This is a genomic window from Bradyrhizobium oligotrophicum, assembly GCF_051168495.1.
Taxonomy (GTDB): domain Bacteria; phylum Pseudomonadota; class Alphaproteobacteria; order Rhizobiales; family Xanthobacteraceae; genus Bradyrhizobium; species Bradyrhizobium oligotrophicum_A.
In genome coordinates this window covers 119,106-143,696 of the sequence record NZ_JBNPVB010000019.1, presented here as the reverse complement: position 1 = coordinate 143,696, position 24,591 = coordinate 119,106, and the positions used below count along the sequence as shown (strand labels likewise).

General features: G+C 67.0%; 21 protein-coding genes. 9 read left to right on the top strand and 12 right to left on the bottom strand.

Annotated elements, in window-relative coordinates; genetic code table 11:
- Window positions 1-12: 12 nt before the first annotated feature.
- Both ACQR1B_RS29025 and ACQR1B_RS29020 read left to right on the top strand, forming a co-directional pair.
- Entirely contained in the window at window positions 13-1,185 is a 1,173-nt protein-coding gene (locus ACQR1B_RS29025) for a PepSY-associated TM helix domain-containing protein (protein ID WP_434835811.1), read from the top strand.
- A gap of 291 nt (window positions 1,186-1,476) precedes the next feature.
- On the top strand, window positions 1,477-1,815 hold the full coding sequence (locus tag ACQR1B_RS29020) for a hypothetical protein (protein ID WP_434835810.1): 339 nt from the start codon (window positions 1,477-1,479) through the stop codon (window positions 1,813-1,815).
- Window positions 1,816-1,933: 118 nt separating this feature from the next.
- Here ACQR1B_RS29020 and ACQR1B_RS29015 read toward each other — a convergent pair whose 3' ends face one another.
- Together ACQR1B_RS29015 and ACQR1B_RS29010 are read right to left on the bottom strand one after the other, a co-directional pair.
- On the bottom strand, window positions 1,934-2,500 hold the full coding sequence (locus ACQR1B_RS29015) for an HXXEE domain-containing protein (RefSeq protein WP_434835809.1): 567 nt from the start codon (window positions 2,498-2,500) through the stop codon (window positions 1,934-1,936).
- A 70-nt stretch (window positions 2,501-2,570) separates the two neighbouring features.
- A complete protein-coding gene (locus tag ACQR1B_RS29010; RefSeq protein WP_434835808.1) occupies window positions 2,571-2,798 on the bottom strand; it encodes a hypothetical protein in 228 nt (75 codons plus the stop codon).
- Window positions 2,799-2,921: 123 nt separating this feature from the next.
- Between ACQR1B_RS29010 and ACQR1B_RS29005 the strand changes: the two genes are divergently transcribed.
- Window positions 2,922-3,644, top strand: a complete 723-nt coding sequence (locus ACQR1B_RS29005) for a Crp/Fnr family transcriptional regulator (RefSeq protein WP_434835807.1) — start codon at window positions 2,922-2,924, stop codon at window positions 3,642-3,644.
- A 10-nt stretch (window positions 3,645-3,654) separates the two neighbouring features.
- On the opposite strand, the gene ACQR1B_RS29000 is transcribed toward ACQR1B_RS29005, so the two are convergent.
- Entirely contained in the window at window positions 3,655-4,290 is a 636-nt protein-coding gene (locus ACQR1B_RS29000) for a CAP domain-containing protein (protein ID WP_434835806.1), read from the bottom strand.
- 293 nt (window positions 4,291-4,583) lie between these two features.
- Here ACQR1B_RS29000 and ACQR1B_RS28995 point away from each other — a divergent pair, with 293 nt between their 5' ends.
- Window positions 4,584-5,294: a hypothetical protein gene (locus ACQR1B_RS28995; protein WP_434835805.1), complete on the top strand. Its 711-nt coding sequence runs from the start codon at window positions 4,584-4,586 to the stop codon at window positions 5,292-5,294.
- Here the strand turns inward: ACQR1B_RS28995 and ACQR1B_RS28990 are convergent.
- Window positions 5,284-6,132, bottom strand: coding sequence for a tetratricopeptide repeat protein (locus ACQR1B_RS28990; protein ID WP_434835804.1), 849 nt, complete (start codon window positions 6,130-6,132; stop codon window positions 5,284-5,286). The two genes, ACQR1B_RS28995 and ACQR1B_RS28990, sit on opposite strands and share 11 nt — an antisense overlap.
- Window positions 6,133-6,213: 81 nt before the next feature.
- Complete coding sequence (locus tag ACQR1B_RS28985) at window positions 6,214-7,161, bottom strand: alpha/beta fold hydrolase (RefSeq protein WP_434835803.1); 948 nt, start codon at window positions 7,159-7,161, stop codon at window positions 6,214-6,216.
- A 193-nt stretch (window positions 7,162-7,354) separates the two neighbouring features.
- Here ACQR1B_RS28985 and ACQR1B_RS28980 point away from each other — a divergent pair, with 193 nt between their 5' ends.
- Complete coding sequence (locus ACQR1B_RS28980; RefSeq protein WP_434835802.1) at window positions 7,355-7,831, top strand: Hsp20 family protein; 477 nt, start codon at window positions 7,355-7,357, stop codon at window positions 7,829-7,831.
- Between the two features lie 377 nt (window positions 7,832-8,208).
- Here ACQR1B_RS28980 and ACQR1B_RS28975 read toward each other — a convergent pair whose 3' ends face one another.
- Entirely contained in the window at window positions 8,209-8,475 is a 267-nt protein-coding gene (locus ACQR1B_RS28975) for a hypothetical protein (protein ID WP_434835801.1), read from the bottom strand.
- A gap of 429 nt (window positions 8,476-8,904) precedes the next feature.
- Between ACQR1B_RS28975 and ACQR1B_RS28970 the strand changes: the two genes are divergently transcribed.
- Window positions 8,905-9,669, top strand: coding sequence for an alpha/beta fold hydrolase (locus ACQR1B_RS28970; RefSeq protein WP_434835800.1), 765 nt, complete (start codon window positions 8,905-8,907; stop codon window positions 9,667-9,669).
- 225 nt (window positions 9,670-9,894) lie between these two features.
- On the opposite strand, the gene ACQR1B_RS28965 is transcribed toward ACQR1B_RS28970, so the two are convergent.
- Complete coding sequence (locus ACQR1B_RS28965; protein WP_434835799.1) at window positions 9,895-10,851, bottom strand: hypothetical protein; 957 nt, start codon at window positions 10,849-10,851, stop codon at window positions 9,895-9,897.
- A gap of 540 nt (window positions 10,852-11,391) precedes the next feature.
- On the opposite strand from ACQR1B_RS28965, the gene gltB reads away from it, so the two are divergent.
- Entirely contained in the window at window positions 11,392-16,128 is a 4,737-nt protein-coding gene (gene gltB / locus ACQR1B_RS28960) for a glutamate synthase large subunit (RefSeq protein ID WP_434835798.1), read from the top strand.
- A gap of 317 nt (window positions 16,129-16,445) precedes the next feature.
- The gene (locus tag ACQR1B_RS28955) at window positions 16,446-17,894 is read left to right on the top strand and encodes a glutamate synthase subunit beta (protein WP_434835797.1); all 1,449 of its coding nucleotides are present in this window, start codon (window positions 16,446-16,448) and stop codon (window positions 17,892-17,894) included.
- Window positions 17,895-18,441: 547 nt separating this feature from the next.
- Here the strand turns inward: ACQR1B_RS28955 and ACQR1B_RS28950 are convergent.
- From ACQR1B_RS28950 to ACQR1B_RS28940, 3 genes are read right to left on the bottom strand one after another with little or no spacing between them, the layout of a single operon-like run.
- Window positions 18,442-19,257, bottom strand: coding sequence for an arylamine N-acetyltransferase family protein (locus tag ACQR1B_RS28950; protein ID WP_434835796.1), 816 nt, complete (start codon window positions 19,255-19,257; stop codon window positions 18,442-18,444).
- A 5-nt stretch (window positions 19,258-19,262) separates the two neighbouring features.
- Window positions 19,263-20,078: an arylamine N-acetyltransferase family protein gene (locus ACQR1B_RS28945; RefSeq protein ID WP_434835795.1), complete on the bottom strand. Its 816-nt coding sequence runs from the start codon at window positions 20,076-20,078 to the stop codon at window positions 19,263-19,265.
- Between the two features lie 11 nt (window positions 20,079-20,089).
- Window positions 20,090-21,091 (bottom strand): KpsF/GutQ family sugar-phosphate isomerase, encoded by a 1,002-nt coding sequence (locus ACQR1B_RS28940; RefSeq protein ID WP_434835794.1) that lies wholly within the window; start codon window positions 21,089-21,091, stop codon window positions 20,090-20,092.
- 170 nt (window positions 21,092-21,261) lie between these two features.
- Here ACQR1B_RS28940 and ACQR1B_RS28935 point away from each other — a divergent pair, with 170 nt between their 5' ends.
- On the top strand, window positions 21,262-22,968 hold the full coding sequence (locus tag ACQR1B_RS28935; RefSeq protein WP_434835793.1) for an outer membrane beta-barrel protein: 1,707 nt from the start codon (window positions 21,262-21,264) through the stop codon (window positions 22,966-22,968).
- A gap of 141 nt (window positions 22,969-23,109) precedes the next feature.
- Here ACQR1B_RS28935 and ACQR1B_RS28930 read toward each other — a convergent pair whose 3' ends face one another.
- Entirely contained in the window at window positions 23,110-23,556 is a 447-nt protein-coding gene (locus tag ACQR1B_RS28930) for an NfeD family protein (RefSeq protein ID WP_434835792.1), read from the bottom strand.
- 19 nt (window positions 23,557-23,575) lie between these two features.
- The gene (locus ACQR1B_RS28925; RefSeq protein WP_434835791.1) at window positions 23,576-24,577 is read right to left on the bottom strand and encodes an SPFH domain-containing protein; all 1,002 of its coding nucleotides are present in this window, start codon (window positions 24,575-24,577) and stop codon (window positions 23,576-23,578) included.
- Window positions 24,578-24,591: the final 14 nt, after the last annotated feature.

Sequence of the window (24,591 nt, the reverse complement as noted above, 5' to 3'; positions counted from 1 at the left end):
AGAGGACGGCGCGTGGGGCAGTTCCGCATCAAACCAGCATTGCTGCAGATCCATTCCATCGTTGGCCTCGCGGCGGCGCTGGTGCTCACCGTGATCGGCGTCACCGGCGCACTCATGAGCTTCGAAGACGAGATCCAGGCCGGCCTCAACGCCACGCTGGCGCGGGTGCCTCCGCGCGCGGGGGCTCCGCTGACGCCGGCTGAACTCGTGGCGCGGCTGCAGGCCGGCCCGGACGGCGGCAAGGTGGCCGCGCTCACGCTGTCGCGCGATCCCGAGGCCGCCGTGCGCATTCGCTTCGCGCGCGGCGAGACGGGCGGCCGCCCCCCTTCGGTGTTCGTCGATCCACATGACGGCCGCGTGCTCGGCCCGATCAGCGGCGAGGCGTTCTTCGCGACCGTCCGCAAGCTGCATCGCTGGCTGCTGCTGCCCGGGGACGGCAACGGCGCCGGCCGCCGGATCACCGGCGCCGTCGTGCTCGGGCTCGTGGTGCTGCTGCTCACGGGCCTCGTGCTGCGCTGGCCGCGCCGCGCCACCAGCGCGTCGCTCTGGCTCAAGCCGCAGCTTGGCCTGCGCGGCCGCGGCCTGCACCGCTCGCTGCACACCGTCATCGGCACCTGGCTGCTGCCGGTCTATCTGGTGATGGCGCTGACCGGCCTGTCGTGGTCGTACGGATGGTACAAGGACGGCCTGGTCCGGCTGCTGACGCCGGCATCGCCCGTTGCGCAGAAGATGCCGGGCAAAGCACCGCGCGAGGATGCCGGTCCGGAGACGAAGCCGCTTGCGCTCGATCTGGTGTGGGCGACCGTGCTGCGCGAAGCCGGCGATCGCTTCGCCGCCGTTCAGCTCACCCTGCCGGCCGGCGCCGGCACGGTGGTGCGCGCACGATCCTGGCCGCACGACGCGCAAGACGGCGTGCGCGACGAATTCCGCATCGACGGCACGACCGGCCGGCTGCTCGCGGCGGAGCGCTACGCCGAGAAAACGGCGGGTGAGCGGGTGCTGGCCCGCATCCTCGACATCCATCGCGGCCGCATTCTGGGCCGGCCGGGCCAGATCCTGTTCCTGCTGGCAGCCGCATTGATGCCGCTGTTCGCCGTCACCGGTGTGCTGCTCTATCTGTCCCGCAGACGCCTGCGCCGTCCGGTTCAGAAGGCGCCGATGGTTCAACTCGCTCCAGGCGAATGACGATCGGTGCCGGAGGAGGCGCGATCATTCATGGTCGCCGCACTGAAATTAACCGATCGCCCATGAGATGCGAGGGAACATCAGCTCCAACGTTATTGTGAGTAGCTCCAACTCCTCGACACGTGATCAGCAGTGTTTGTCGCGACGATGTGAAGTTCCTAACGCTCCGCAGCGCAGCATGTGCAGGCACGCCGATGCGACTCCCGGTCACCTCGATGCGATGGAAAATTCAGGAACGGCCGGCGCACCGTCCTGTTAGCTCCACTCACAACGAGAGATAGGGACCCCATCATGAAGAAGTTCACCACGATCGGTCTGGCTGCAGCGTTCGCACTGACGAGCTCATTGGCTCTGGCGCAGGGTTCGGGCGGCGCAGGCGGCAGCGCCGGAGGCGGCACAGGCAGTTCAACCGGCATGTCCGGCAATTCCACCGGAACCGGCACGAGCGGCACCGGAACGGGCAGCACCGGAACGACCGGTGCCGGCACCGGCGGTTCGTCGAGCGGCGCGTCCAGCAGCGGCACCGACATGAACAACAACACCGGAATGAACAACGGCACCACCGGCAATCAGAACGGCACCACCGGCACGATGAGCCCGCACTCCGGCGCCAAGACCAACAGCAAGTAGTTCGACGGCTCGACATGACGGGCTGATCGGCCAGCCCCTCCTCTCGCGTGCGAGACGGAGGGGCTTCTTGCGTCTGCTCGTCTGCGATTGGTCCAGGCCGGCCGCCGCGTCGGAGACGTCACGCCTTCGCGAGCCCGGCACCGCGGGCGCGGCGGATCGCGTTCAGCGCGATGACGACGTGCACCAGCAGCGCGATGCCGAGACCCAGGGCATGCTGCGCGGCGGTCGCGGTGATGGTGAGCACCGTCACCAGCCCGAGCGGAATGAACAGGACGATGCCGGTGACGAGACCTGGATTGTAGCCGCGGAAGCGCAGCGCCGGGCCGATGTGCCCGAGCGAATTGACCAGCATCAGATAGGGTGCGACCAGCGCCCAGGCTGGACCGGCAATCCATGCGACGTAGAGCGCGGCGAGATCGATGCCCCACACCGCACAGCAATTGACCCAGAGCACGTCGATCGTGGTCAGCGCCTCGCGGCCGCCGAACATCACGTCGTTGACGAAGCTGCGGAAGCGGTCCCCGGTGTGCTCCTCGACCTGGTGGATCATGTAGCCGGGCGAATGCAGGAAGATCAGCAGCAGCGCGAACGGCCAATCGGCGGCCAGCATCGGCACCAGCGCCAGCAGCGCTGCGGCCATGAAGCCGGCGGCGGAGACCCAATGCCGGATAAGGAGGTCGAGCATCATCCAGTGATGCGCGAATCGGCGGGCCTTGCCAAGCCGGGTTCCCCCGGAGAAGCACCGAGGCGGAAGCCTAGCCCGGCTCGGTATCGCGGAGCCGCCGGGCGAGCTTCTTCAAGCTGGTGTCGGACGGCGGCTGGCGCTGAAACTCGCGGATCGCGCGCGACAGCTCCTGATCGGACATCGGGTGGGCCGGCTGTTTCAGCCGTCCCGCGGTCAACGCCGCTGCAATGATGTCGATATGCGGCCCGGCGACGCCGAACAATCGGCGCAGCCGGTCAAGGAACGCGAGGTGGGGCACGATCGTTCTCCCTGCTGCGTCCGGCACTCCCTTCACATCCCCGGATACCGCAGCGACTTTAGGCGGAACTGCTGTCCGCATCATCTCATTTGATACGCAGAAGGATCGACGAGCGCGATTTCGATGGAAGCCGATAAGATCGTCGTCAACAAGCTCAAAGAACATTCCCGGCTGTCCGGCGACGACATCGCCGAGATCAGGACGTTCAGCTTTGCACCGCGCGAGCTGGCCGATCATGAGGACCTGATCCGGCAGGGCGACGAGCCGGATCGGACGGTTGTCGTGCTGTCCGGATGGGTGGCACGCTATCATCTGCTGTCGGGCGGCGGCCGCCAATATCTCTCGTTTCATATGGCCGGCGACTGGCCGGATGCTCAGGCGCTGTTCCTCGAGCGCATGGACCATGCGGTCTGTGCGTTGGGCCCGGTCCTGGTGGCGGGCATCGCACACAAGGAGCTGACGCGCGCGATCAGCCGGCGGCCGTCGCTGGGCTTCGCGATCTGGCGCGAGACGCTGATCGATGCGGCGATGTTCCGCGAGGCCATCACCAACAACAGTGCGCGGACCAAGCCGGCGCGCATGGCGCATCTGTTCTGCGAGCTGTTCTACCGCGCCCGCGCGCTGGGCCATGTCCGCGGCGACCAGTTGCAGCTGCCGCTCAGCCTGATCCAGCTCGGCGAAGCGCTGGGCATGGCGATCGCGACCGTCAACCGCACGCTGGTCGAGCTGCGCGCCAGCCGCGTGGTCGATTTCCGCAGCGGCACGCTGACGGTGCACAACTGGCCGCGGATGTGCGCGATCGGCGATTTCGACCCGGGCTATCTGCACCTCAAGCCGCCGCGCTGAGGCGGCGGTGTCAGATGCACAGACCGATGACCTTGATGTTGAGATGGCACTCCTTCGAGCCGGGGGCCGGCGGCTTGGCGCCCCAACGCGTCTGCGGCCGGGCATCGGACTTGGAAGCGGGCTTGGCCTGCGCGACCACCGGCTTGCCCTTGCTCTTGCCCTTGGGACCGCCCTTCGGCCGGTCGCTGTCGTAGTCGCCGGCGATCACCATCGCCCAATAGGTCCGCTTGCCGCTGGTCGTCTTCGCGCTGGCGATGCCGACCTTGGTCGCCTTCGGCAGCAGCAGGTTCTTGCGGTGGCCGGCGGAATTGATCCACTGCCCGAGCGTCCTGTCGAAATTGTCATAGCCATAGGCGATGTTCTCGGCAGCGCGGCCGGCCTTGGACGGCGCGACGCGACGCGTGAATGGGCCGAGCACCTCATGGCTGAGATCATCCTTCTCGGCCATCGCCCGCGCCTGCTCCATCGCGATGCGGTCGAGCGTGGCATCGCGGGTGACGCGGCCCTCGCCGTTCTTGAGGCGGAACGCCGAGATCTGCTCCGCCGGGCTCGAGTCCTGGGCCGCCGCCGCATGAGCTGACATCGCGATGAACGTCCCGACCAGGACCGCGCAGACGCTCCGCGACGCCAAGCGAAGCGCCGTCATTCTCGGGGCCGTCCCTGATTCATCTGCCATGTTTCACTCGTGCGCGTTGATTCGGATTGCGCCCCTCCTGCCGACCAGCAGCTCCGAAGCGTGATGGCGTTTGGCGCATCATCGGCGGGATCAGTCATGCGCGTCCGCGCGGCGCCCGCTGGAGATGGTCATACACGACGATCTGCAATCGCTGCAAATCACGGGTCGAAGCGAGGATATCGCGGCGGACGGACTGGGGACTTGGCCGTTGGCGTTTCGGTGGCGAAGGGCGTAACCTCGCCCGTCGACCATGAGAGCTGCCGATGTCCGAGACCACCCTGCTGACGCTGAAATTTCGATGTCCGAAAGAACTCGAAGGCCTCATTCCGCCGCCGGTGCCGGCGCCGATGGGCGTGCCCGACTGGATCAAGACGATGCCGGCCACCGCATTCAGTGCGCTCAACCAGGCCGAGGAACAGACCGTCAAGCGCTGCCCGCCGTTCATCGACGCCATGACGTCCGGTTTCCTGATTCCGCTGGTGTGCGACCTCGTAATCGAGGACGGCGGCATCCGCTGGGACAACGAGCTGCCGCCGGGCGGCGCGATCGATTTCCCGCGCTCGCCGGTCAGCTTCCACGACGTCGCGCAGGTCACGGGCTCGCCGCTGTTCGAGCCCGACCGCTTCCTGCTCAAGTTTCACAATCTTTGGACCATCGAGGCGCCGGAGGGCTGGGCGCTGTTGTTCACCCACCCCGTCAACCGCTTCGACCTGCCGTTCACCACCGTGACCGGCCTCGTCGACAGCGACCGGTTTCACGACAGCTTCGTGCACTTCCCGGCGCATTGGCACGATACGGCGTTTCGCGGCGTGCTGCCGAAGGGCACGCCGGTCGCGCAATGCATTCCCGTGAAGCGGCAGGCGTGGACAATGCAGACGTCCGCCTTCACCGACGAAGAGATCGCCGAGGTTCACGCCGTGCGCGACGCGCTGAAGCGCGAGCAGGGCCTGTATCGCAAGACGTTCAGGGCTTGACCGCCCCTGCCCCGTTGGCGCCGAGAAACTTGGCGGCGTCGCTGGGACGGAAGAAGAAGCGGCCGTGCGAGCTCACCGCCAGCGTATAGGCCGCACGGCTGAGCAGATGCGGCCGGCCGCGCATGATGGTGCGCAACGCGGCCTCGGCGCCGTCGCGGTCGCCCATCTCCATCAGGCACATCGCGAGATTGGCGCGGGTCTGCGTGTCCTCGGGCCGCAGGCCGAGCGCGTGTTTGTAGGTCGCGGCCGCCTCGGCATAGTCGCCGTCGAGGAACAGCGCCCAGGCCAGTTCGATCAGAATGTCGGGACGGCCGGGCGCCGCCTCGCGCGCCGTGACCAGGCTGGCGCGGGCGCGGGCGCGATCATTGGCCTGCAGGCACAGCCGCGCCAGATCGAGCTTGAGATCGACACTGTCGGGCGACAGCGTCAGCGCCTCCTCGATGACGGCGATCGCGTCACCGAGCTGTCCGGATTTGGCAAGCCGTCCCGCCAGTTCCTGAAAGGCCGGCAGGAACGGCGGCCGCCGCGCCGCGGTCTTGCGCAACTGCGCGATCCCCTCCGCCGCGCGGCGCGCGTCGCACAGGGCCGCGCCGAGCAGCATCTCGAGCTCGGGATCGCTGCCGCGCAGCGCCGCCTTCTCCAGCGGGCCGATCGCCTCGCTCGCGCGCTGCTGGCCGAGCAGCGCATGCGCAAAGACCAGCAGCGCCGCTCGGTCGGTCTTGCTGGTTCTCAGGATCGAGGCGGCGATCTGCTCGGCGCGGGCGAACTGCCGCGCGCGCAGCGCGTGGATCGCCTCCTGCAGCGCCTGCACCTGCAACCTGTTCTGCGCCTTGCTCACGACCCGCCGTCACCGCCCGAGGGATGCTCGATGAGGTCTAGCCCGCAAGGCCGCGGGGTGTCCAGCAACGCTGCGGCCGGCTCAGCCGAACAGCGGCGTGCCCGGCACGAAGGCGTCGAACGCGGCCCAGAATTGCGAGCGGTAGCGGTCCTGCTCCTGCAGGATCTCGTGCTTGGCGCCGGCGATGACGAGGTGCGAGCCGGCGCGCAGATGATAGGCGAACTCCTCGATCGCCGCCGTCGACACCACGGTGTCGCTGGAGGCCGCCAGCATCAGGATCGGCTGGCGGATCTGGGACGGATAGGTCATGCCGCGGAAGGTCATCATGGCCGAGAACGCGGCATCGGCCCAGGCCACCGTGGGCGAGGCGATGCCGAGCGTCGGGTCCTCCTCGAGGATCGCGGCGTTGCGCGCATAGCGCACCGGGTCCGACGTCAGCGGATTGTTGACGAACGGCGCGAGCCCGCTGATCTCGTCATTGCCGGCGGGCACGTAGCGGCCGCCCTGCCCGGCGATCCGCATCGCCCGCAGCAGCAGCCGCGCCGGCAGCGAGGTGCGGCGGCCCGGGAGGTCGATCATCGGCGCCGACAGCACGACACGGTCGAACCAGCGCTTGCCGGAATGCGCCAGCCTGAGCAGCACCGTGCCGCCCATCGAATGCGCCAGCGCGAAATAAGGCGGCGGACAATCCGGCAGCACCACCTGCGTGACGAAGGTCTCGACGTCGATCTCGTAGTCCGAGAACGAGCGTACATAGCCCTTGCGGGAATCGCGCAGCCGCCGCGACGAATGGCCCTGGCCGCGCCAATCGATGATCGCGACCGCAAAGCCGCGGTCGCGCAGGTCGCGCACGGTCTCGAAATACTTCTCGATCGACTCGCTGCGGCCGGTGAACACGCACACCGTGCCCTTGCGCCCGGCCGGCGGCGCCCAGCGCGCAAAGCGCAGCTCGGCGCCATCGGGAGTCTTGATGGTGCCGGCGGTGGCGTTCTCGGGAACGGGATTGGCGGGAATCGAGACGAGCGTCATGAGGCGTCCATCGAATAGGTGAAAGACGCCGGGAATCAAGAGGTAGACCGGCAAAAAGAGCAGATCTTGGGGGCTCTTGAACCGCGAAACGTCCGACCCATATCGAAATCGTGCAGGCCACCTCGGCTGCACGACAGCCCGGCCCGATGGCGGGCGGGTTTGCCAAACAGTCGCTCAATGGAGGACTTTGACCATGCGTACCTACGATCTCACCCCCTTCTATCGTTCCACCGTCGGTTTCGACCGTCTGTTTTCGCTGCTCGACCAGGCGACCGCCGAGCCCAGCTCCGGCTATCCGCCCTACAATATCGAGCGCACCGGTGAGAACGCCTACCGCATCACCGTCGCCGTCTCCGGCTTTGGCCAGGATGAACTCTCCCTCGTCGCGAAGGAAAACACGCTGACGATCAAGGGCGAGAAGGCCGCCAACGAGAACACCAAGAAGAGCGAGGTGCTGTACCGCGGCATCGCTGCCCGTGCGTTCGAGCGCTCTTTCCAGCTCGCCGACCACGTGGTGGTGAAGAACGCCAGCCTCGAGAACGGCCTCCTCCACGTCGACCTCGTTCGCGAGATCCCGGAGGCGAAGAAGCCCCGTTCGATTCCGATCTCGATCAACGCGAAGTCCGAGCAGCCGGTCATCGAAGGCTCGGCCGAGAAGGCCGCCGCGTAATCGCGCACCCGTACCGATGAATGCAAACGCCCCGGGCAACCGGGGCGTTTCGCTATGCTTGCCTCAGGTCCGCGAGACGCGGTGGGGCTGACGCGTCAGGTCCGCAGCGTTGCCCGCCGCGTTCTGGCAAAATCCTGCTGCATGTGTCGCGTAGTTGATCGTAGTGCGATGGCAATGCTCACAGCCAGCGGTGGCGGTGCTTGCACGGGTTCGCCGACGACGGCGTGGTCGGTGGGGACGGGGTCGGTTGCGTATCACCTGGCAGGATTGCCCCGCGTTTCGCCAAACGCGGTGACTGAATTAGAAGTCACGCTGCAATCTGGTACAGGGGAGACCCCGGAGGCCGCCTGCCTCCAGGGTTTGATCATGTTTCCCCGTCACGCCGGCTGCGACAGATCCGGGCCGATGACGGATGCATTGCGCCGGGCCGCGCGCTTTTGTTTCAGGCAGCCGTTGCCGAACGTGCCCCACGAGGCCGGGTTGTTCTTGCCGCAGCGCCAGGAGAGGCCTGCCGTCTGCACCGGAGCGCCGATCGTATCGAACGGAGCGGCGGACGGGACGGTCGCGTGGGCAGCGGTCAGCAGGAACGTTGCCGAGATTGCCGCGGCGAGAGCGGAAACACGATTGAGGGTAATGCGCTTCATCGGAATAACTCCTCGTGAGGGTGCAAATGAGATTTACGGATGCCCTTCATCTGACTGGCAAATGTTCGTTGCACCGTGCCGACTTCGGGTTCGTCGCCAGACCGCAACCGTGACCATCCGCCACACCTGATGCGAGAACACGAGCAAGACCACAACCTCGCTCCGAGCCAAAGGTGCACCTCTGTTGCTGGATCAGACCTGATCTCATCGCCTTGATGTACATTCTCGAAGCCGGTGCCGGTTGCGGCACGACCGCTGCCCCCCCGCCGGGCCCGCACCCGCACTCAGGAATGCGAACGCGCTGGGCAACCGGGGCGCTTTTTTGTGCTCTGCTGCGTTGCATCAAACGATCGTGACGACGGTAACAGCCTCCGCCGACTCGCGAAGACGCCAGTGATCACACCGCCAAACCCGACACTGGAGCCTGACATGAACGTTCTTCGCACTCTCTCGCTGGTCGCAGCGCTGACGGCGTTTGCCGGCCCTGCCCTCGCACAGCCCGCGCCGCCGCCCAAGGTCCACAACGTCGTGCTGGTGCACGGCGCCTGGGCCGATGGCTCCAGCTGGGCGAGGGTTATCCCCTATCTGCAGGCCGCCGGCCTCAAGGTCACGGCCGTGCAGAATCCGCTGACCTCGCTGGCGGACTCGGCCGCAGCGACGCGACATGCGCTGGCGGAGCAGGATGGACCGGCCGTGCTGGTCGGCCATTCCTGGGCCGGCACCGTGGTGAGCGAGGTCGGCACCGATCCGAAGGTCAGCGCGCTGGTCTATGTCGCGGCCCGCGCACCGGATGCGGGCGAGGACTTCGTCAAGCTCGCCGGCCAATATCCGACGCCGCCGGCGCGCGCCGGCATCGTCGACCATGACGGCGAGACCAGGCTCAACGAGGACGCCTTCCTGAAGTACTTCGCCAATGGCGTCGATGCGACGACGGCGAAGGAGCTCTACGCGGTGCAGTGGCCGACGGCGGCGACGATCTTCGGCAACCGCACCACGCAGGCAGCCTGGCACGACAAGCCGTCATTCTATGCAGTGTCGAAGCAGGACAAGACCATCGATCCGGATTTCGAGCGCTTCCTCGCCAGCCGCATGAAGGCGACCACGATCGAGCTCGACGCCGGGCACCTGTCGCTGGTGTCGCATCCGAAGGAGGTCGCGGACCTGATCCTGAAGGCCGCCGGGCAGCACGAGTAGCGTGACCGTCGCTGGGATGTCTGCCCCGGTAGCCTCCACCTCCGCCGTCATGCCCGCCATCGGGTCTCGCCTTCGGCGAGCCCGATGACAGGCTCCAGCGGGCACCCAGTACGCCGCGGCGGTGGTGAGTGACCGAGATGCTGGTGTTTACCGGATCGCCCGGTCAAGCCGGGCGATGACAAATGTGGTGATGGCAGGCGGCTGGGCAGACCCGTCTGACTGCCGCTAGTCCAGCCCCTGCACGGCCGGCATCTTCGCCGTTGGCAGGATCTGCGGTGCGGGCTTCGGCGCGGGTTCCGCGACCGATCCAGTCGTCTGCGGCGCAGTGGCTGCTGACTGGAGGGTCTTGGGCTCACTCGTCTTGCCCTCACTCGCCTTCGGCTCGTCGGCTTTGGCCTCAACCGGCTTCGTCTCCGCAGGCTTCACGTCGGCGGGTCTCGCATCGGCCGGCTTGATGTCCGCGGGACGGGGCGCAGCCGCCTTGGGGGCCTCCGCCGGCTTCGGGTTGAGCGCTGCGGTCTGCGGCGCCCGCGCCACCGGCCGTGCTGCAGGCGTCGGGACCTTCGGCTGGGTCGGCATCACCGCGGCGACCCGCGGTGCGGCCGGCATGGCCGGGACCAGCCGTGGATCGGCCCGGATCACGGCCGGCGGCGGCAGACGGTCAAGACCGCCGCGCGGCGGCTCGTAGCGCATCCGCTCGTAGTCCTCGCCCCACTGGAACGCCCGCACGAAGCGGATGATGCGGCCCGACCGGGCATCGACCACGAGCTTGCCATCCTCGCCCTGGCGATCGAGCACCGCCACGACATAGACATTGCCGCGCTGCCGCGGCGCGCCGAGCGGCGAGAAGCCGTTGTCACGCAGGATGGCATAGACCTCGTGCACAGGAAGGAATGCCGGCGCGTAGCCGTAGTCCTGCTGATAACCATCCTGGCGGTAGACCGGTGCCGGCGGCGCATAGCGCTCGTCGCGGTAACCGTCGTCGGGCGCCGGCCGGTAGCCGTAGCGCGGCGGTGGCGCGGGCACGACGGCCGGCGGCGGCAGATCCGGATAAGGCGTATCGAAATCGGAGACTGCCGTGTAGGGCGCGCGAACGCCGGACGGCGGCAGCGGCTCGGCCTGCGCCGCACACGCAAATGTCGCGATCAACGAGGCCGAGACGGCTCCAACTAGCAACTTCATGGCTCAAAGCTCCTGCATGCCCCCGCACGTGAAGCTGTTCGCTTCTTCTCAAGTGCCGCGGACGTTCTGCCGTGATTCCGGCGGCGCTGGGTCGGAGGATGGGCGGGATCAAGGCGAAAGGTTTCAAGATCGAACGAGGCCGATGACCGGACAGCCGGGCGCAGCGTTCAGACCGGAAGAATTGCCGGGGGTTTGCGCGCCCGGGCGGCTATGGGCCGAGGACTCCGCCGCGCTTGTGTGATAGCCTGAACTTTGGCATCTTGCGGGTTAGGACAGAAATGCTGTCTAAAATTTCGTTGCAAAGGTGACCGAGACTTTGCAATGATGTTACGGCGCCCGAGGGCGCTGCGACATGAACAGGCCGTGGTCGTCCGGCGGGGACTTATCGTCACCCGGCGACTGGCTTGAATTCTGCAATGTGGCTCGCTGAAAAGGACGAGCGTTGGCTCTGGAGAAGGGCCCGCGCAGCGCCCGGGGTGCGCCGGACTGACTGTACCGGACTGTGGTGAAGACCCTGACCAATAATTGATGGGGACGGATATGAGCGGATCGAAGGTCGAGCACGAGAAGTTGGGCGGCGTGGTGCTGGCTGTGGATTCGCACGAAAAACCGGCCGAGATCACCCGCGAATTACATACGTGGCGCCCGGAGGCCGAGGGCCTGTATGACCCCGCACAGGAGAAGGATTCCTGCGGCGTCGGCTTCATCGCCAACATCAAGGGTGAGAGGTCGCATCAGATCGTCGCCGACGCGCTGAGCATCCTGTGCAACCTCGAACACCGCGGCGCGGTGGGCGCCGATCCGCGCTTCGGCGACGGTGCCGGCATCCTGGTCCAGATCCCGCACGCCTTCTTCGCCCGCAAGGCGAAGGAGCTCGGATTCACCCTGCCCGCCCCCGGCGAATACGCCATCGGCGCGCTGTTCATGCCGCGCGACGAGGCCTGGCGCAACGTCATCAAGAGCATCATCGCCGACCAGATCGAGGACGAGGGCCTGGTGCTGCTCGGCTGGCGCGACGTGCCGACCGACAACTCCTCGCTGGGCGTGACGGTGAAGCCGACCGAGCCGCGCAGCATGCAGGTGTTCATCGGCCGCAACGGCGCCGCCAAGACCGAGGACGAGTTCGAGCGCAAGCTCTACATCCTCCGCAAGTCGATCTCGCAGGCGATCTATCAGCGCCGCGACCGCGGCATGTCGGGCTACTATCCGTGCTCGATGTCATGCCGGACCGTGATCTACAAGGGCATGTTCCTGGCCGACCAGCTCGGCAAGTACTACGCCGATCTGCACGAGCCGGACTTCGAGAGCGCGCTGGCGCTGGTGCATCAGCGGTTCTCGACCAACACCTTCCCGACCTGGTCGCTGGCTCACCCGTACCGGATGATCGCGCATAACGGCGAGATCAACACCCTGCGCGGCAACGTCAACTGGATGGCGGCGCGGCAGGCCTCGGTGTCGTCCGAGCTGTTCGGCAAGGACATCAGCCGGCTCTGGCCGATTTCTTACGAGGGGCAGTCCGACACCGCCTGCTTCGACAACGCGCTCGAATTCCTGGTGCAGGGCGGCTACTCGCTGCCGCACGCGGTCATGATGATGATCCCGGAAGCGTGGGCCGGCAATCCGCTGATGACCGAGGAGCGCCGCTCGTTCTACGAATATCACGCCGCGCTGATGGAGCCGTGGGACGGCCCGGCGGCGATCGCCTTCACCGACGGCCGCCAGATCGGCGCCACGCTCGACCGCAACGGCCTGCGGCCGGCGCGCTATCTCGTGACCAAGGACGACCGCATCGTGATGGCGTCCGAGATGGGCGTGCTCAAGATTCCGGAGGACCAGATCGTCACCAAGTGGCGGCTGCAGCCGGGCAAGATGCTGCTCGTCGACCTCGAACAGGGCCGCCTGATTCCGGATGACGAGATCAAGGCACAGCTCGCCGCCAGCCATCCCTACACCGAGTGGCTCGGCCGTACCCAGATCCAGGTCGAGAAGCTGCCGGACGCCCCGACCACGGGCGCGCGCACCAACCTGCCGCTGCTCGACCGGCAGCAGGCGTTCGGCTACACGGCCGAGGACATCAACATCCTGATGACGCCGATGGCCTCGACCGGCGAGGAGGCCATGGGCTCGATGGGCAACGACGCGCCGATCTCGGCGCTGTCGGACAAGCCCAAGCTGCTGTTCACCTACTTCAAGCAGAACTTCGCCCAGGTCACCAACCCGCCGATCGACCCGATCCGCGAGGAGCTGGTGATGAGCCTGGTCTCGATCATCGGTCCGCGGCCGAACCTGTTCGACCTCGAAGGCGTTGCCTCGACCAAGCGGCTCGAGGTGCATCAGCCGATCCTGACCGACGCGGATTTGGAGAAGATCCGCTCGATCTCGGAGGTCTCCGACAGCCACTTCGTCTCGCGCACGCTCGACACCACGTTCGATGCGAGCCTGGGCGCAGCCGGCTTCGAGCAGGTGCTCGACGATCTCTGCGGCCGGGCCGAAGCCGCGGTGCGCGAGGGCGTCAACATCATCATCCTGTCCGACCGCATGGTGTCGGCCGACCGGATTCCGATTCCGTCGCTGCTCGCCTGCGCCGCCGTGCATCATCATCTGATCCGCACCGGCCTTCGCACCTCGGTCGGTCTCGTCGTGGAGAGCGGCGAGCCGCGCGAGGTGCATCACTTCGCGTGCCTGGCCGGCTACGGCGCCGAGGCGATCAATCCTTATCTCGCCTTCGAGACCATCGTCGCGCTGAAGGACAAGCTGCCGGGCGCGCTCAGCGACTACGAGGTCGTCAAGCGCTACATCAAGTCGATCGGCAAGGGTCTGCTCAAGATCATGTCGAAGATGGGCATCTCGACCTATCAGTCCTATTGCGGAGCGCAGATCTTCGATGCGGTCGGCCTGAAGGCCGAATTCGTGCAGAAGTTCTTCTACGGCACCCACACTCCGATCGAAGGCGTCGGCCTGCCCGAGATCGCCGAGGAGACCGCGCGCCGCCATCGCGACGCGTTCGGCGACGCGCTGGTCTACAAGACGGCGCTCGACGTCGGCGGCGAATATGCCTTCCGCACCCGCGGCGAGGACCATGCCTGGACCGCGGAATCGGTCGCGACCCTGCAGCATGCGGTGCGCGGCAATTCGAGAGAGCGCTACCAGGCGTTCGCCAAGCTGCTTAACGAGCAGTCCGAGCGGCTGCTGACCCTGCGTGGCCTGTTCCGGATCAAGTCGGCCGAGGACGACAGGCGCAAGCCGGTCCCGCTCGACGAAGTCGAGCCGGCCAAGGACATCGTCAAGCGCTTCGCCACGGGTGCCATGTCGTTCGGCTCGATCTCGCGCGAGGCGCACACGACGCTGGCGATCGCCATGAACCGGATCGGCGGCAAGTCGAACACCGGCGAAGGCGGCGAGGAAGCCGACCGCTTCAAGCCGCTGCCGAACGGCGATTCGATGCGATCGGCGATCAAGCAGGTCGCCTCCGGCCGGTTCGGCGTGACGACGGAGTATCTCGTCAACTCCGACATGATGCAGATCAAGATGGCGCAGGGTGCCAAGCCCGGCGAAGGCGGCCAATTGCCCGGCCACAAGGTCGACGCCACCATCGCCAAGGTGCGCCACTCGACCCCGGGCGTCGGCCTGATCTCGCCGCCGCCGCATCACGACATCTATTCGATCGAGGATCTCGCGCAGCTCATTTACGACCTGAAGAACGTCAATCCCGACGGTCAGGTCTCGGTGAAGCTGGTGTCCGAAGTGGGCGTCGGTACGGTGGCCGCCGGCGTTGCCAAGGCGCGCGCCGACCATGTCACGATCGCTGGCTTCGAGGGCGGCACCGGTGCCTCGCCGCTGACCTCGATCAAGCATGCCGGGTCGCCGTGGGAGATCGGCCTTGCCGAGACGCACCAGACCCTGGTCCGCGAGCGGCTGCGCAGCCGTATCGTGGTCCAGGTCGACGGCGGCTTCCGCACCGGCCGTGACGTCGTCATCGGCGCGCTGCTCGGCGCCGACGAGTTCGGCTTCGCCACCGCGCCCCTGATCGCGGCCGGCTGCATCATGATGCGCAAGTGCCACCTCAACACCTGCCCCGTGGGCGTCGCGACCCAGGACCCGGTGCTGCGCAAGCGCTTCACCGGCCAGCCCGAGCACGTGATCAACTTCTTCTTCTTCGTCGCCGAGGAGGTCCGCGAGATCATGGCTGCTCTCGGCTACCGCTCGTTCAATGAGATGGTCGGCCAGACCCAGATGCTCGACCAGTCCAGGCTGGTCGCGCATTGGAAGGCCAAGGGCCTCGATTTCTCCAAGCTGTTCGTCAAGCAGAAGGAGGCGCCGGGCCAGAAGATCCATCACGCCGAGAAGCAGGACCATCATCTCGAGGCCGTGCTCGACCGCAGGCTGATCGAGCAGGCCAGGCCTGCGCTCGACCGCGGCGCGCCGGTCAGAATCGATGCCGAGATCAACAACACCGACCGTTCGGCGGGCGCGATGCTGTCCGGTGCGGTGGCCAAGATCTACGGCCATGCCGGCCTGCCGCAGGATACGATCCACGTCAGCCTCAAGGGCACCGCCGGCCAGGCGTTCGGCGCCTGGCTCGCCAACGGTGTGACCTTCGAACTCGAAGGCGAAGGCAACGACTATGTCGGCAAGGGCCTGTCGGGCGGCCGCATCATCGTCAAGCCGCCACGCAACTCCGGCATCGTGCCGGAGGAATCGATCATCGTCGGCAACACCGTGATGTATGGCGCGATCTCCGGCGAGTGCTTCTTCCGCGGTATCGCCGGCGAGCGCTTCGCGGTGCGTAACTCGGGCGCGGTCGCCGTCGTCGAGGGCGCGGGCGATCATTGCTGCGAGTACATGACCGGCGGCATCGTCGTCGTGCTCGGCAAGACCGGACGCAACTTCGCCGCGGGCATGTCGGGTGGCGTCGCCTATGTGCTGGACGAGGCCGGAGACTTCGACAAGCATTGCAACATGGCGATGGTCGAGCTCGAGCCGGTGCTGTCGGAGGAGATGATCGCCGAGGACACCTATCACCAGATGGGCGATCTCGAGGCGCATGGCCGGGTCGACGTGTTCAAGAACCTGCTCGCGTCCGACGTCGAGCGGCTGCACGTCCTGATCTCGCGCCACGCCAAGGCCACCGGCTCCAAGCGCGCCGCCGACATCCTGGCGAACTGGAAGGACTCTGCGCCGAAGTTCCGCAAGGTCATGCCGGTGGAGTACCGCCGCGCGCTGCGCGAGCTCGCGGCCAAGGCCGACGCCGAGCCGAAGATCGCGATCGGGGCCTGATGTCGCCCCTCATGGTGAGGAGGGCGCGTAGCGCCGTCTCGAACCATGAGGCCAACAGCGGGGCCTCGCCCTTCGAGACGCGGCGCAAGCGCCGCTCCTCAGGGGGAGGAGAAGCGGGAAGCAAATTCCTCATGGTGAGGAGGCGCGAAGCGCCGTCTCGAACCATGAGGCCAGCAGACGGGCCTCGCCCTTCGAGACGCGGCGCAAGCGCCGCTTCTCAGGGTGAGGAGAAGCAGGAAACTAAACCCTCATGGTGAGGAGGCGCGAAAGCGCCGTCTCGAGCCATGAGGCCCGAGCAGTCAGGGACGTCACAGGTCATGGGCAAGGTCACAGGTTTTCTCGAAATCGAGCGGCACGATCGCAAGTACGCGCCGGTTGCCGAACGGCTGAAGCATTTCCAGGAATTCGTGGTGCCGCTCTCCGAGAAGGAGCTGCGTGACCAGGCGGCGCGCTGCATGAATTGCGGCATCCCCTATTGCCACGGCACCGGCTCGGCCGCGCCAGGCACCACCGGCTGCCCGGTCAACAACCAGATCCCGGACTGGAACGACCTGATCTACAACGGCAACTGGGAAGAGGCGTCGCGCAACCTGCACTCGACCAACAACTTCCCGGAGTTCACCGGCCGCATTTGCCCTGCCCCGTGCGAGGCGTCGTGCACACTGAACATCGACGACAATCCGGTGACCATCAAGACGATCGAATGCGCGATCGTCGATAAGGCCTTCGAGCAGGGCTGGATCAAGCCCGAGCCCGCCGCCGTCAAGACCGGCAAGAAGGTCGCGATCGTTGGCGCCGGCCCCGCCGGCCTCGCTGCCGCCCAGCAGCTCGCGCGCGCCGGCCACGACGTCCATGTCTATGAGAAGAACGCCAAGGCCGGCGGCCTGCTCCGCTACGGCATTCCCGACTTCAAGATGGAGAAGGGCATCATCGATCGCCGCATCGCGCAGATGGAAGGCGAAGGCGTCGTGTTCCACTACGGCGCCCATGTTGGCGGCAAGGATGGGCTCGACGCCAAGACCCTGCTGAAGGATTACGACGCCGTGGCGCTGACCGGTGGCGCGGAAGCGCCGCGCGACCTGCCGATCCCGGGCCGCGATCTCACCGGCATCCACTACGCGATGGACTTCCTGCCGCAGCAGAACCGCCGCGTCGGCAACGAGCCTGTGAACGCCACCGAGATTCTCGCCGGCGGCAAGCATGTCGTCGTCATCGGCGGCGGTGACACTGGCAGCGACTGCATCGGCACCTCGCTGCGCCAGGGCGCCCTCTCCGTCACCCAGCTCGAGATCATGCCGGCACCGCCGGAGCGCGAGAACAAGGCAATGACCTGGCCGAACTGGCCGCTGAAGATGCGGACGTCGTCGAGCCAGGCCGAAGGCGCGGTTCGCGAATTCGCCGTGCTGACCCAGAAGTTCGAAGGCGAGAACGGCGCGGTCAGGAAGATGCATTGCGTGCGCGTCGATGCGCAGTTCAAGCCGATCCCGGGCACCGAGTTCGAGCTCGCAGCCGATCTCGTCCTGCTGGCGATGGGCTTCGTCCATCCGGTGCACGAGGGTCTGCTCAAGAGCCTCGGTGTCGACCTCGACCCGCGTGGCAACGTCAAGGCCAACCTGACCGACTATCAGACCTCGCTGCCGAAGGTGTTCACAGCCGGCGACATGCGCCGCGGCCAGTCGCTGGTCGTGTGGGCGATCCGCGAAGGCCGCCTGTGCGCGCAGGCGGTCGACAAGTTCCTGATGGGCAAGACCGAGCTGCCGCGCTGAGCAGGGGGCTGTCGAGGGTTGATTGGGCCGAGCCCGTTCAGTTGGACTCGACCTGCCGCCGCACTGTCTTCGCGGTCACAGATCGAAGCCATCTCGCAATAAAAAGGGGTGGGGGCTTCCTCGACATGGGGGTCCGCACGGCCTGAAGTGGCAGGTCAGGCCGTCGTCCCATGATCGATCGGATCAGCGTCGAAGCGTCAGAGTCGACGCGCCACCGTGAAGCCCCCACCCGTCCCGGCCATCAGGCCAGCTCGGATGAGCCGCGCGATGCGCGGCCCTGAGCTCAGGCGGGGTACGGCCGCGTGCGGCGACGGGTGCCGGCCTTCGTGGCCGACGTGCCCGGCAGGATGGCACGCGCCGCGAGCGTCACGATGTCGGTCATGTCAGACGGTCCCCATTGTTCGACGGCAGGACGCTGCGATCCCCTTCGGTTCCCGCAACCTAAAGGTGCAACCCTTAAGATAAACACAATGGCCACGCCGACATTCCAATCAAATCGATTGGAGCGCGACGACGCGAGCCGGGCATATCGCGCAATCGGCAACGATCAGGGCGTGGTCCGGAGCCAGATCTCTTCGACCGCCACGGGCGGCGTCACCCTGAAGACCTCGTCGATGACGCGGCCGAGCTCCGCGGCGCTTTCGATCATCCGCTCCTCGACGACAGCGCCATCGCGCGCCTGCAGCTGATAGCGGCGGCTGACCAGCTTGTGCCGCACGCCGCGCTCCACGCGTTCCATCATCAGCGTATGCGTGGCCGGCACGTTGGGGCTGGTCGAGGTGTACCAGCTGCCGAGCACGTAGTCGGCGTGGATCTGCGGCACGAGGTCGAACGCATACATCATCCGCCAGCCCGTCGGCTGCTTCGCACTGATCGTGTAGAGCCCGTTCCATTTGCCGATGCGAAACGTGCCCATCGCCGTCTGCCGCTCTGGACCGACCTCGAGCGGAATCGGCGCATCCATCATGCAGATGCCGAAGCCGACATCGACGAGATGCGGACGGCCATCGAGCTCGACCAATAGCATCATGTGCTGGCGCGGACCGAGCGGATCATCCGGCGCCGAGCGCCAGCGCACGCGCCCCGTCAGCCCGGTGACATTGAAGCCGATCGCTTCCAGCGCCGCCTGGAACAGCACGTTCTGCTCGAAGCAATAGCCACCGCGGCGGCTCCGCACGAGCTTCTGCTGGACCGAAGGCAGATCGACATGGACCGGACGCCCCAGCAGCGGATCGAGCGCCTCGAACGTGATCGCGTCGACATGCGCCGCCTGCAGCGCCGTGAGCGTCGGCAGATCGGGCGCGCGTGGCCCGTGATAGCCAATGCGGGCGAGATATCCGTCCAGATCAAACGCGTCCCGCATCTCGCTCACCCCTCGATCCGCGTCCAGATCGTCCCGACGGGCACCGGAAGCGTGACGCCGAACACCTCGTCGATCACCTCGCGCAGCGCCTCCGGCGACTCGATGATGCGCTCACTCCTCAGCTCACCATCGCGCGCCTCGACGACGAAGCGGCGATTGACGAGCCGGTAGCGCGCCTCTGATGTCAGCCGCTCCAGGATCAGCATCGAGGTGAACGGTGTCAACGGACTGGTCGAGGTGAACCAGTTGCCGAGCACATAGTCGGCGTGAATCTGCGGCACCAGATCGAACACATACATCGTGCGCCAGCCGGCCGGCTGCTTCGCCGCCAGCCAATAAAGGCCATCCGAGTGCGTCAGGCGGAACGTGCCCATTGCGGTCGGCTGCTCGATATCGGCGACCATCCGCAGCGGCGTATCCAGCAGGCAGGAGCCGAAGCCGACATCGGCGAGATGCGGCCCTTCCGGCAGGTCGACCTTGAGCATCATATGCGTGCGCGGCGTCAGCGGCGCGTCCGCCTCGAGCCGCCAGCGCACGCGCGCCGACAGCGGCGTCACCGCAAAGCCGATCGTCTCCAGCGCCGCCTTGAGCAGCGCGTTCTGCTCGAAGCAATAGCCGCCGCGGCGGCCGTCGACGACCTTGGCCTGCACCGACGCGAGATCGATGTTCACGGGCCGGCCGAGCAGCGGATCGATGCCTTCGAACGCGATCGCATCGACATGCGCCGCCTGCAATCCGGCGAGCGTGCCGAACGTCGGCGTCAACGGCCCGCGATAGCCGATGCGCGCGAGATATTTGTCGAGGTCGAACTCAGCGGCCATGGCGTGTAAGATCACGCCACCCCGGCCCGCAGCAGGTCGTGCATGTGCAGGATGCCGACCGGCTTGGCGCCGTCTGTCACGATCAAGGTCGTGATCTTGGCGGAGTTCAGGATCTCCAGCGCCTCGGAGGCGAGCGCCTCGCGGCGGACGGTGCGCGGGTTGGCGGTCATGATCTCGTCGACCGAGACGGACAGGAGATCAGCGCGCATCTTCCGGCGGAGATCGCCGTCCGTGATGATGCCGGCGACGTGGCCGCGGCCGTCGACAATGACGACGCAGCCCAGCCCCTTGGCCGACATCTCGGCCAGCGCATCGGCCATGCCGGTGCCGAGCGGCTTCAAGGGCACGGCGTCGCCCGAGCGCATCAGGTCGGAGATGTGCTTGAGCATGGCGCCGAGCTTGCCGCCCGGATGGAAGTTGGCGAATTCGAGCGCGGTGAAGCCGCGGCCCTCGAGCAGCGCGATCGCCAGCGCATCGCCGATCGCGGCCTGCATCAGGGTGGAGGTGGTCGGCGCCAGATTGTGCGGGCACGCCTCGCGCGCCTTCGGCAGCTCCAGCACGATGCGCGCCGCCTGCCCCAGCGACGACTGCGCGTTCGACGTGATCGCGATCATCGGAATGGCGAAGCGCTTGGTGTAGTTGACCAGCGTCTTCATCTCCGGCTGCTCGCCGGACCAGGACAACGCGATGACGACGTCGTCCGAAGTGATCATGCCGAGATCGCCATGGCCGGCCTCGGCGGAATGGACGAAGAAGGCGGGCGTGCCGGTCGAGGCCAGGGTGGCGGCCATCTTGCGCGCGACGTGGCCGGACTTGCCGAGCCCGGTGAGGATCGCGCGGCCCTGCGCCTTGCGGATCAGCTCGACCGCCGCAACGAAGGCCGGCCCCAGCGGGCCGCGCAAGGCGGCTGCGACTGCGGCGATCCCATTGCTGCCGGCGTCCAGCGTACGCAGCGCCGACTGGACATCCGCGTTGACGGAGACGGTTTCGCTCAACGGCTTCGATCTCGGCATTCTGGCTTCCAACAACGACACACTCAGGCGCCGCTATTTAGCATGGGTGAGGCGGCAAGGCGCCATCAACAGCCCATTAACCATATTTGTTTTTACTCCCTTAGCGACACGGTTTGCCGGCGCCGCGGGTGCCCCGCCGACACAATTGATTTTGTTGGAGTATTTTGATCGTGGGGTGGAGGCCTGACAATGGCCGCGAAAAGCGCGCGCGATGGCGCGGCGCCTCCGCCGCTTGCCTGCTGCTCGGCAGCATGGCCGCCGATCCCGCAGGCGCCCAGACCATCGACGTGTTCCGGCCGGTCCGCGACGGCTTCCTGGCCCCGCAGGAGTCGCCCTTGCGGCGGACCACGGTCAGCGGGCTGTCGGACCCCGTCCCGACGCCCGGCGTCCCTGCCGCGCCGGCTCCAGCCAGCTCCGCATCCCGCACCAATCGCGTTCCCCTGCCCGGCGTGCCCGCCGCCAGCGGTGCCTCCGATGTCGGCTATGATTCGTTGAACAGGACGCGCAAGAAGCCGAAATTCTATCCGGCCCAGCCGCGGCCCAAGCCGCCGCCCGGTCCCGGCACGCCGCCTTCGGGCGAGTTGACCGGGCAGTTGCGCCCGACCTTGCCGCCCTCGGCCTCCGCCAACCGGCAGCCGGTCCCGCCCGCCATGGCGGGCACCGTCCCGGGCCAGCCGCCGCGCAAACGGCTCAGGATCGACGACGACCCGTTCGGCGCGGTCGGCGACTATGTCGGGCCGTTTTTGGTCAAGGGCGCGGTCGAGCTCTCGGCCGGCTATGACAGCAACCCGGCCCGGCTCGGCAAGGCGCGCGGCATGGCGGCCTGGATGATCGCGCCGGAATTTCTCGCGGTGTCGAACTGGGAGCGTCACGCCCTGGTGGCCGATCTGCGCGGCTCGTTCACCGGCTATGGCAGCACCCTGCAGGCCACCATGGATGGCGGCATCAATTCGGCGCCGACGACGCTCGACCGTCCCGACTTCACCGGCCATGTCGATGGCCGGCTCGACGTCAGCCGCGACACCTCGGTCGGCGCCCAGCTGCGGCTGCGCGCCGCGACCGACAATCCCGGCAGCCCAAGCGTGCAAGCCGGCCTCGCCCGCTATCCGGTCTACACCACGCTCGGCACCACCGTGGGCGTCGACCAGCGCTTCAACCGGCTGCAGGTCTCGGCCGGCGCCACCGCCGATCGCACCAGCTATCAACAGAGCAAGCTGACCGACGGTACGACGACGTCGAACGACGACCGCAACTACAACCAGTTCGGCGGTATTGGCCGGGTGTCCTACGAAGTCACGCCCGGCCTCAAGCCGTTCGCGGAAGTCCAGGGCAACACCCGCACCTACGACCAGCAGGTCGACCGCTCCGGCTACCAGCGCGATTCGGCCGGCGGCTATGCCAAGGCCGGCACGTCGTTCGAGTTCACCCGTATCCTGACAGGCGAGCTCTCGCTCGGCTACGCCACGCGCAGCTACACCGATCCGCGGCTCAACCGCCTGCAGGGCTTCCTGACCTCGGCGTCGCTGGTGTGGTCGGCGACGCCGCTCACCACGGCGCGGTTCTTCTCCGACACGCAGGTCGCCGAAACCACCGTGGCCGGCGCCTCCGGCGTGCTGGTGCGCACCTACACCGTGCAGGTCGACCACGATTTCCGCCGCTGGCTGACCGGCATCGGCAAGTTCACCTTCGGCACGCTCGACTACCAGGGCTACGGCCGCAACGACCGGACGTATTCGGCCGAAGGCAATCTCGTCTTCAAGATGACGCGCAGTCTGTGGGTCAAGGGCACGCTGCGCTACGACAAGCTGGACTCGAACATTGCGGGTGCAGCCTCGTCCGGCACGGTCGTGATGCTCGGGGTGCGGCTGCAGAACTAACCCCACCGCTCTCTCCCCCTCATTGCGAGGAGCGAAGCGACGAAGCAATCCAGGGCTGCGCGCGCAACTCCGGATTGCTTCGCTTCGCTCGCAATGACGCGGTAAGGCCGCGGGGGCAAACATGCAACGTCAATCGCAGAACTACGCCGCGGCTACCGTGAGCTGCGCGCCATCGGCCTGCACGATCCGCACACGGCTGCCGGCCGGGGTATCGGGGCCGGCGACGCGCCACACCGTGTCGTCGATGCGGACGGTGCCGTTGCCGCCGACGATCGGCTTCTCAAGCGTGAACTCGCGGCCGACCAGGGCAGCCGAGCGGCGGTTGAGGAACGGGTTGTCCTGCGCCGGCGCGGCATTGGCGCGCGCGAGGCGGCGCCACAGCGGCACGGCGGCGATCGCAAACACCGCGAACAGCAGGATCTGCAGCTGCCATCCGGGCGCGAACGCAAACGACAGCAGGCCAACCAGCAGCGCGGCGAGGCCGAGCCAGAACAGGAAGATGCCCGGCGCGAGCAGCTCGAGCGCCATCAGGATGATGCCGAAGATCAGCCAGTTCCAGGTGCCGAGCGTGACGAACATGTCGCTCATGGTATGACCTCTCCCTGCGTTACGCCTGCGGCGGCACCGGCGGCTTCGGCGGCGCGCCCGCTGGTGGCACCGAGCCGCCGCGGCGCGCCGCGACCGCCGAAGCCGCGCTCTCGCCGAATGTCGCCTTGGCGATCTCGCCGATGCCGGCAAGCGAGGCCAGCATGCCCGTCGCCTCCAGCGGCAGCATGATCACCTTCTGGTTCGGTGAATCAGCGAGCTGGCCGAACGCCTTGATGTATTTGTCGGCGATGAAGTAGTTGAGCGCGGCGACGTCGCCCTTTGAGATCGCGTCCGACACCATCTGCGTCGCCTTGGCCTCGGCCTCCGCGGCGCGCTCGCGCGCCTGGGCATCGAGAAAGGCCGACTCGCGGCGGCCTTCGGCCTGCAGGATCTGGCTCTGCTTGGCGCCTTCCGCACGGAGAATCTCCGACTGCCGCTGGCCCTCGGCCTGCAGGATGTCGGCGCGCTTGACGCGCTCGGCCTTCATCTGACGGCCCATCGCCTCGACCAGATCGGCCGGCGGCACGATGTCCTTGATCTCGATGCGGTTGACCTTGAGGCCCCACGGCGACACCGCGGCGTCGACGACGCGCAGCAGCCGCTCGTTGATCTCGTCGCGATGCGAGAGCACCTGGTCGAGATCCATGGAGCCCATCACCGAACGGATATTGGTCATGGTCAGGGTGACGATCGCCTGGTTGAGGTTGGAGACCTCGTAGCTCGCCTTGGCGGCGTCGAACACCTGGTAGAAGGCGACGCCGTCGACCGTCACGGTGGCGTTGTCCTTGGTGATCACCTCCTGCTCGGGGATATCGATCACCTGCTCCATCATGTTGATCTTGCGCCCGATGCGGTCGAAGAAGGGCACGATGATGTTGAGGCCCGGCGACAGGGTGCGGGTGTACTTGCCGAACCGCTCGACGGTCCAGTCGAACCCCTGCGGCACGGTCTTCACCCCGGAATAAAGGGTGAAGATGACCAGCAGCACCAGCGCTATGGCGAAAATGTCGAAACCGCTCATGGATCCTCCAAGGG

Coding starts and splice junctions, on each gene's coding strand:
- ACQR1B_RS28965 (WP_434835799.1), bottom strand. CDS start 10,851: ATGAAGTTGCTAGTTGGAGCCGTCTCGGCCTCGTTGATCGCGACATTT.
- ACQR1B_RS28985 (WP_434835803.1), bottom strand. CDS start 7,161: ATGACGCTCGTCTCGATTCCCGCCAATCCCGTTCCCGAGAACGCCACC.
- ACQR1B_RS28925 (WP_434835791.1), bottom strand. CDS start 24,577: ATGAGCGGTTTCGACATTTTCGCCATAGCGCTGGTGCTGCTGGTCATC.
- ACQR1B_RS28950 (WP_434835796.1), bottom strand. CDS start 19,257: ATGCGGGACGCGTTTGATCTGGACGGATATCTCGCCCGCATTGGCTAT.
- ACQR1B_RS29000 (WP_434835806.1), bottom strand. CDS start 4,290: ATGACGGCGCTTCGCTTGGCGTCGCGGAGCGTCTGCGCGGTCCTGGTC.
- ACQR1B_RS28945 (WP_434835795.1), bottom strand. CDS start 20,078: ATGGCCGCTGAGTTCGACCTCGACAAATATCTCGCGCGCATCGGCTAT.
- ACQR1B_RS28995 (WP_434835805.1), top strand. CDS start 4,584: ATGTCCGAGACCACCCTGCTGACGCTGAAATTTCGATGTCCGAAAGAA.
- ACQR1B_RS28975 (WP_434835801.1), bottom strand. CDS start 8,475: ATGAAGCGCATTACCCTCAATCGTGTTTCCGCTCTCGCCGCGGCAATC.
- ACQR1B_RS28955 (WP_434835797.1), top strand. CDS start 16,446: ATGGGCAAGGTCACAGGTTTTCTCGAAATCGAGCGGCACGATCGCAAG.
- gltB (WP_434835798.1), top strand. CDS start 11,392: ATGAGCGGATCGAAGGTCGAGCACGAGAAGTTGGGCGGCGTGGTGCTG.
- ACQR1B_RS29005 (WP_434835807.1), top strand. CDS start 2,922: ATGGAAGCCGATAAGATCGTCGTCAACAAGCTCAAAGAACATTCCCGG.
- ACQR1B_RS28980 (WP_434835802.1), top strand. CDS start 7,355: ATGCGTACCTACGATCTCACCCCCTTCTATCGTTCCACCGTCGGTTTC.
- ACQR1B_RS28940 (WP_434835794.1), bottom strand. CDS start 21,091: ATGCCGAGATCGAAGCCGTTGAGCGAAACCGTCTCCGTCAACGCGGAT.
- ACQR1B_RS28930 (WP_434835792.1), bottom strand. CDS start 23,556: ATGAGCGACATGTTCGTCACGCTCGGCACCTGGAACTGGCTGATCTTC.
- ACQR1B_RS29020 (WP_434835810.1), top strand. CDS start 1,477: ATGAAGAAGTTCACCACGATCGGTCTGGCTGCAGCGTTCGCACTGACG.
- ACQR1B_RS28970 (WP_434835800.1), top strand. CDS start 8,905: ATGAACGTTCTTCGCACTCTCTCGCTGGTCGCAGCGCTGACGGCGTTT.
- ACQR1B_RS29015 (WP_434835809.1), bottom strand. CDS start 2,500: ATGCTCGACCTCCTTATCCGGCATTGGGTCTCCGCCGCCGGCTTCATG.